This window comes from Sphingobium sp. FG125 (assembly GCF_057809795.1).
Map to the genome: position 1 here is coordinate 39,854 of NZ_JBMDKQ010000026.1, position 7,598 is coordinate 47,451.

Consider the following 7,598-nt stretch of genomic DNA (forward strand, 5'->3'; position numbering starts at 1 on the left):
TGTTGTCAGGCGCGGTCAGCGCGCCCAGCCGATAATATCGCCTGTCCGGCCGTCCGCATCAACCCACATGACCTTGCCGTCCTTCACATATTTCAGGCGGTAGCGGTTGGAGGATGGGTTGAATTCGCTGCCGACATAGCTGGCCCCGTTCATCTGCGAATCGACGCGCCGCTTGATCATGGCGAAGGGCATGACCTGTCCGTCCAGCATGGCGCGGCGCGCGGCGTCCTGTTCATCGCGTCGCCCGCCCGCGTCGGCAACGGGGACCAGCGCGATTGCGGTCCCCATGGCGATGATTCCGGCGATCAGGCTTTTGCGCATCATTGTCATGGGCATGGCATAGGCGGAAGGCATTGAACAGGTGGTGAATGAAGCGGCGGTGCAGGCTGGCACGCGGGAACATCCTGCTTTATGCCGCCTTCATATGGCCATGCAAGATCAAGCGTCCGTCGTCGATCCACCCTTATGGCGTGCCGTGCCGCGATGGTGGCGCAGCCATGTGATCCGCGAAATCGACCATGAAAGCGTGGTCGACAGGGTGCGCGAGGATGATGGATGGACGCCGCGCTATGCGTTCATGATCCTGATGTCGGCGGGCATTGCGGTGCTGGGACTGTTGCTGTCGTCCCCGGCGGTCGTGATCGGCGCGATGTTGATTTCCCCGCTGATGGGACCGATTGTCGGGCTGGGCTTTGCCCTGGCCACGACGGATTCGCAGGAGATCCGGCGAACCTTGATCACTTTGGCGGGCGGCGCTGCGGTCGCTATCCTGTTCACCGCCTTCATCGTTCTGCTGTCGCCATTGCAGACCGTGACGAGCGAGATTGCGGCGCGGACCCGGCCCAATCTGTTCGATCTGATGGTGGCGCTGTTTTCGGCGCTGGCCGGTGCCTATGCGATGATCCGGGGGAAGGCGGGGACGATCGTGGGCGTGGCCATCGCCACCGCGCTGATGCCGCCGCTGGCGACCGTCGGCTTTGGCCTGGCGACGCTCAATGGCACGGTGGCCGGAGGCGCGTTCCTGCTGTTTTTCACCAATTTCGTGACGATCGCGCTGGCGGTGGGGATCATGGCGCGCCTCTATGGTTTCGGGCGCACGCTGTCGCCGCGCCAAAGCTGGGTGCAGACGAGTTTCATCATCGTGATTTTCGTGACGCTGGCCGTGCCGCTGGGGCTGTCGTTGCAGAAAATTGCGTGGGAAGCGCGGGCGTCGCGTGACGCGCGCGACATCATACGCCGCGAATTTCCCGACGATGCCCGGATCAGCCAGATCGACCTGGATTTCGACGCACAGCCATTGGCCGTCACCGCCAGCGTGCTGACCAGCCGTTATGAAAAAAATGCTTCGGCACGCGCGGCGCGCACCCTGACGGATGTGCTGGGCCAGCCGGTGGTGCTGGACATCGAGCAGATCCGCGTGGGCGAGGGCACCGACACGGAAACCGCGCAATTGCTGGCGACGCAAAATGTGCGGCGGGAGGTGCAGGGGCAGGTCTCGCGGATGACCGAGCATCTGGCGCTGGTCGCGGGCGTCGCCATGGATGCGGTGACGGTGGACACGGGCAACAAGCGCGCCGTGGTGCGCGCGCGGGCGCTGCCCGACGCGGGGCTAGGCAGCTATCGCGAACTGGAGCGGCGGGCCGCGGCGATGACGCCGGGCTGGACCATAGAGATTGCCCCACCGATCCTGCCACTGCCGGTTCTGGCGATCGACGAGGAGGATGTGCCGGGCGACCCCGACCAGCTGGCGCTGGCGCTTTGGGCGGCGCAGCGGGTGGGTATCGCGGTGGACGTGGCGGTGCGCGGGCCCGGCCATGACGCGCTGCTCAAGCGCTTTACCGACCGGGGTATCGACGCGCGGATCGTGCCGGGTGCCAGCGCGGACCGGGCGGTCCTGCGCTGGCGGGTGGATGAATAGGACTTATTTTTCCAGCGCATATTGCACGGTCAGGGTGACCGATGCGCTGACCTGGCCGGGTTCTACCGGGGTGGCGGCGGCGGAATCAGCGGCGAAGCGGGCGCTCTTCATCATCGGCATAGGCGGCTGGCCGCCGCTGTTGTTTTCGGCGATGGAGAGGAGGCGGGCGGAGCGATAGCCTGCGGCCTGGGCGTAGAAATCGGCCTGGGCCTTGGCGCTTTTGAGCGCGGCGCCGCGCGCCTGCGCCAGCATCGGCGCGGGATTGTCGATCGCGAAGGTCGGGCCGTTGATGTTGGTCGCACCTGCGGCCACCATGGCGTCGAGCAGGGGGCCGACCTTCCTGATGTCGCGCAGTTTGACGGTCAGCTGGTTTGACGCTTCATAGCCGATGAAGCGCGGGCCGGTGGGTTCGCCCTCACGCTGGTTATAGTCATATTGCGCCGACAGGTTGATGCCGCTGGTCTGGATGTCTTTCTTGGCGATACCGGCTTTGGCGAGGGCGGCGATCAGCTTTTCGGTCTTGGCGGCATTGTCCTGCATCGCGGCCTGCGCGGTCTGGGCGCGGGTCTGGACGCCGGTGCCGACGGTGGCGATGTCGGGCGACCCCTCGACGCTTTCGGTGACGTTCAAGGTCACGACCGGCGCGGTTTCGGCGATGGTCACGCTGGTCTGGGCGATGGCGGCCATCGGCAGCGACGAAGCGGCAAGCGCCATGAGGGCGAGGGCGGATTTCATGGGGGGAAGTCTCCAGTTGGGATGCCGCCTGTTTGTGACGGCTGCGATGAATGGACGCTGACATGCGTTGAAAGCCGTCAGACAGGTTGTGGTTCCATTCCTCCCCGGCACGGGGAGGGGGACCGCCGCCGAAGGTGGTGGTGGGGGGGGGGTGTGCGCCCGAACACCCCCTCCGACGCGCTACGCGCGCCACCTCCCCGTGCCGGGGAGGATATGCTTGCCCCATCGTGATCTTACGACTAGCTGCACGCGCATGGCAGCACCTCTTCTTTCGTTTGAAAATCTCGGCCTTTCGCAGGGCAGCCACTGGCTGTTTCGCGGGATGGATATTCATGTCGGCGCGCGCGACCGGCTGGCGCTGATCGGGCGCAATGGCGTGGGCAAGACGACCTTGCTCAAGCTGCTGGGCGGCCAGATCGAGGCGGATGAAGGCACAAGGTCGGTGCAGCCGGGCGCGCGGATCATCACGCTGGAGCAGGACCCGGACGTCAGTGCGTTCGCGACGCTGCATGATTTTGCGCTGGCAGGCGAGTTCGCGCCGCCCGCGCATGAGGTGGAGGCTATTGCCGATCAGTTGGGCATTGACCTGAGCCGGGAAGCCAAGACCGCGAGTGGCGGCGAGCGGCGGCGGGCAGCGATTGCCCGCGCGCTGGCGAGTGAGCCGGACCTGCTGCTGCTGGACGAGCCGACCAACCATCTGGACATTGCGGCGATCGACTGGCTGGAAAATTGGCTGGCGCGTTACAATGGCGGCTTCATCGTCATCAGCCATGACCGGGCGTTCCTGACCCGGCTGACGCGCCAGACGCTGTGGCTGGACCGGGGGCAGATGCGGCGTAACGAGATCGGCTTTGGCGGGTTCGAGCAGTGGATGGAAGCGGTCTATGCCGAAGAGGCACGGGCGGCGGAGAAGCTGGACGCGAAGCTGAAGATCGAGGCGCACTGGCTGGAGCGGGGCGTGACGGCGCGGCGCAAGCGCAATCAGGGGCGGTTGGCCAAGCTTTGGGAAATGCGCGAGACGCGCGCGGCAATGAACGGGCCGCAGGGCGTCGCGAAGATCGCGGTGGCCAGCGACGACAGCAAGACCAAGAGCGTGATCAAGGTCGAACATGCCACCAAGATGTTTGGCGAGCGGACGATCATCGACAATCTGTCGCTCAGGGTCCAGCGCGGCGACCGGATCGGCATTGTCGGCGGCAATGGCGCGGGCAAGACGACGTTGCTCAAGCTGCTGACCGGCGAATTGCAGCCCGACAGCGGGACGGTGAGCCAGGCCAAGACGCTGGACATGATCTTCATCGACCAGCAGCGCAGCCTGATGCAGGGCGACAAGACGGTGCGCGAAGTGCTGGCCGAGGGGGGCGACTGGATCGACGTGCGCGGGGTGCGCAAGCATGTCCATGGATACCTCAAGGATTTTCTGTTCGACCCGTCGCTGGCCGAGGCGAAGGTGGCGACCTTGTCGGGCGGCGAGCGATCGCGGCTGCTGTTCGCGCGGGAATTTGCGCGCGAATCCAACCTTTTGGTGCTGGACGAGCCGACCAACGACCTCGATCTCGAAACGCTCGACCTGTTGCAGGAAGTGATTGCCGATTATGACGGCACGGTGCTGATCGTCAGCCATGATCGCGATTTTCTGGACCGGACGGTGACGGTCACGCTGGGGCTGGACGGCAGTGGCGTGGTCGATGTGATCGTGGGCGGCTATGCCGACTGGATCGCCAAGCGCGATCCGCGCAAGGCGGTGAAAGCAGAGAAGAAGGCGGTTGCCGCGCCCGCGCCGCCAAAGCCGGTATCGGCCAAGCTGACCTATAAGGACCAGCGCGATCTGGAACTGCTGCCCAAGCGGGTCGAGGAACTGGAAGCGGCGATTGCGCGCGATGAGGAAGCGCTGGCGGACCCGGCGCTTTATGCGCGCGATCGCAAGCGGTTCGATGCTTTGACCGGCGCGATCGAGAAGGCGCGGGCGGAGAAAGAGGCGGCGGAAATGCGCTGGCTGGACCTGGCGGAGAAGGCGGAAGGGCTGGCGGGGTAGGCTGCTGTGCTCCCGCGTAGGCGGGAGCCTAGTCCCACGCTATCGACTGGGCTCCCGCCTGCGCGGGAGCACGTATCATGGGACACTCGACTTCGTGTCAAACGGACGGCAGGGTGGCGCAGGATCGTAACAGGGGCTGACCAATGGACACCGCAATCGACCAGCCGCACCATGCCGTGCATTATGTGAACCGGGTCGGCTGGCTCCGCGCGACGGTGTTGGGGGCCAATGACGGGATCGTGTCCACCGCCAGCCTGATGACGGGCATTGCCGCATCCGGGGCGGACGGGCAGACGATATTGCTGACCGGGATTGCGGCGCTGGTGGCGGGCGCAATGTCGATGGCGGCGGGGGAATATGTGTCCGTCAGTGCGCAGTCGGACACCGAGCGCGCCGATTTGGCCAAAGAGCGTCATGCGCTGGCCGCACAGCCCGATGAGGAATGGGCGGAGCTGCGCGACATCTATGTCGAGCGTGGGCTGACGCCCGATCTGGCGGGGGAGGTGGCAGACCAGTTGATGGCCGCCGATGCGCTGGGCGCACACGCCCGCGACGAGCTGGGCATTTCCGATATGGCCACGGCCCGGCCGGTGCAGGCGGCGATGGCGTCGGCGGCGAGCTTTGCCGTGGGGGCCGCGCCGCCGGTGCTGGTTGCAGCCATCGTGCCGGCGGGCAGCGCGATTGTCGCGATCGTTGGGCTGTGCCTGCTATGCCTGGCGCTGCTGGGCTATGTCGGCGCGCGGCTGGGCGGGGCGCGGGTGGTGCGATCGATCAGCCGGACCTTGTTCTGGGGCGCTTTGGCGATGGCGGTGACGGCGGGTGCAGGGCATCTGTTCGGCGCGGCGATATAGTGGCAGGGTTGCCGCAACTTGATTCAAGGAGATGACACTATGACCGACATTCAGCAGATTCCGCTCAAGACGATCAAGGGCGCGGACACGTCCCTCGCCGACTATGCTGGCAAGGTGGTGCTGGCGGTCAATGTTGCGTCCAAATGCGGGCTGACCCCGCAATATGAAGGGCTGGAAAAGCTGTTCGCCGATTATAAGGACAAGGGGCTGGTGGTCGCAGGCTTCCCCGCCAATGATTTCGGCGCGCAGGAGCCGGGGACCAACGACGAGATCGCGACATTTTGCACCACCAATTTCGGCGTCGATTTCCCGATGTTCGAGAAGATCGTCGTCACGGGGCCGGACAAGCACCCGCTCTATGCCGCGCTGACCAGCGCTGTGCCGGAAGCGCAGGGCGAGGGCGATGCGTTTCGCGAGAAGCTGAAAGGCTATGGCATGACACCCAATCCGGTGCCGGAAGTGCTTTGGAATTTCGAGAAGTTCCTGATCGCCAAGGATGGCAGCGTGGCCGCGCGCTTTGCGCCGACGACTGCGCCTGATGACGCGGCGCTGGTCGCAGCGATCGAGGCGGAACTGGCCAAGTGAGGATGCGGGCAGGTCTGATCGCGGGCGTCATGCTGTTGGCGGGGGCGCCCGCCGGGGCGGCCCTGTCGCCCGCCGAACGCAGGATCACCACCAGCGTCGAGGCGGGTTATGAACCCGCGATCGGCCTGCTCGAAACATTGGTGAACCAGAATAGCGGTTCGATGAACCTGGCTGGGGTGAAGGCGGTGGCTGACATGCTGCGCCCGCAGTTCGAGGCGCTGGGGTTCGTCGTGACATGGCAGCCGATGGATGCGGCCAAGCGGGCCGGGCATCTGATCGCGGTGCATAAGGGCAAGTCATCAGCCACGAAGATGCTGCTGATCGGGCATCTGGATACGGTGTTCGAGCCGGATTCGCCGTTCCAGACATTCGAGCGCAAGGGCGGCGCTTCCGGTGGGGATTGGGCGCGCGGGCCGGGCGTGGCGGACGACAAGGGCGGCGTGGTGACGATGCTGCTGGCATTGAAGGCCATGCAGGCGGCAGGCACGCTGAAGGGCGCGAATATCGAGGTGGTGCTGACCGGGGACGAGGAAGATTCGGGCGATCCGATCAGCATCGCGCGGGCCGACCTGATTGCCGCGGGCAAGCGCGCCGATGTGGCGCTGGATTTCGAGGGGCTGAGCCAAGAGGATGGCAAGGATATGGGGTCGATCGCGCGGCGATCCTCCAACAGCTGGACGCTGACCGCGAGCGGCAAGTCGGGGCATAGTTCGGGCATTTTCTCCGCCAGTGCAGGCGACGGCGCGGTCTATGAACTGGCGCGGATCATCGTGGCGTTTCGCAAGGAACTGCCCGAACCCAATCTGACCTTCAATGTTGGGCTGATCGGCGGCGGGCAGAGCGCGGATATGGACAAGGACGGCGTGCGCATCGCGGTGACGGGCAAGACCAATATCATCCCGCCGATCGCCGTGGCCAAGGGCGATTTCCGCACGCTGAGCGAGGAGCAGACGGCGCGGGTGCGCGCGAAGATGCAGGCGATCGTCGGCGCGGGGCATCTGCCCGGCACGTCGGCTAGCATTGCGTTCGACATGGGCTATCCGTCGATGGCACCGACTGCGGGCAATCGTGCGTTGCTGGCGAAGCTGAATGGGATCAATGCCGATCTGGGGCTGGCGGTGATGCCGGAGCTGGACCCGCTGAAGCGTGGTGCTGGGGACATCAGCTTTGTGGCGCAGGATGTGGACGGGCTGGTGGGGCTGGGCGTGACGTCGAGCGGCGACCATAGCCCGGCGGAACAGGCCGACCTGTCGAGCATGAAGCGCCAGGCCAAGCGCGCGGCAATATTGATGAGCCGACTGGCGGGGGAGAAGGGGCGGAAATAGGGGTTCGCTCCACCGTCATCCCCGCGCAGGCGGGGATCCATCTCCCACCCGTGGGTTTGACGATAGCGCCGGAGATGGATTCCCGCCTGCGCGGGAATGACGGGAATAGTATAAGGTCCGTTCGTTTCGAGCGAAGTCGAGAAACCTGT

The 7,598-nt window shown here is 65.5% G+C and carries 7 protein-coding genes; 5 read left to right on the forward strand and 2 right to left on the reverse strand.

The features are described from left to right. Window positions 1-15: 15 nt before the first annotated feature. Complete coding sequence (locus tag ACODSR_RS18850) at window positions 16-354, reverse strand: hypothetical protein (protein WP_489078146.1); 339 nt, start codon at window positions 352-354, stop codon at window positions 16-18. Window positions 355-424: 70 nt separating this feature from the next. Between ACODSR_RS18850 and ACODSR_RS18855 the strand changes: the two genes are divergently transcribed. Beyond that, on the forward strand, window positions 425-1,918 hold the full coding sequence (locus tag ACODSR_RS18855) for a DUF389 domain-containing protein (protein ID WP_489078136.1): 1,494 nt from the start codon (window positions 425-427) through the stop codon (window positions 1,916-1,918). Window positions 1,919-1,921: 3 nt separating this feature from the next. On the opposite strand, the gene ACODSR_RS18860 is transcribed toward ACODSR_RS18855, so the two are convergent. Beyond that, a complete protein-coding gene (locus ACODSR_RS18860) occupies window positions 1,922-2,653 on the reverse strand; it encodes an SIMPL domain-containing protein (protein ID WP_489078137.1) in 732 nt (243 codons plus the stop codon). A 253-nt stretch (window positions 2,654-2,906) separates the two neighbouring features. On the opposite strand from ACODSR_RS18860, the gene ACODSR_RS18865 reads away from it, so the two are divergent. The 4 genes from ACODSR_RS18865 (at window position 2,907) to ACODSR_RS18880 (ending at window position 7,449) form a co-directional block, all read left to right on the forward strand. Continuing rightward, on the forward strand, window positions 2,907-4,688 hold the full coding sequence (locus tag ACODSR_RS18865) for an ABC-F family ATP-binding cassette domain-containing protein (protein WP_489078138.1): 1,782 nt from the start codon (window positions 2,907-2,909) through the stop codon (window positions 4,686-4,688). Window positions 4,689-4,831: 143 nt separating this feature from the next. Beyond that, window positions 4,832-5,539, forward strand: coding sequence for a VIT1/CCC1 transporter family protein (locus ACODSR_RS18870; protein WP_489078139.1), 708 nt, complete (start codon window positions 4,832-4,834; stop codon window positions 5,537-5,539). Between the two features lie 39 nt (window positions 5,540-5,578). Continuing rightward, window positions 5,579-6,124 (forward strand): glutathione peroxidase, encoded by a 546-nt coding sequence (locus ACODSR_RS18875; RefSeq protein WP_489006231.1) that lies wholly within the window; start codon window positions 5,579-5,581, stop codon window positions 6,122-6,124. 2 nt (window positions 6,125-6,126) lie between these two features. Then, entirely contained in the window at window positions 6,127-7,449 is a 1,323-nt protein-coding gene (locus ACODSR_RS18880; protein WP_489078147.1) for a M20/M25/M40 family metallo-hydrolase, read from the forward strand. Window positions 7,450-7,598 lie beyond the last annotated feature (149 nt).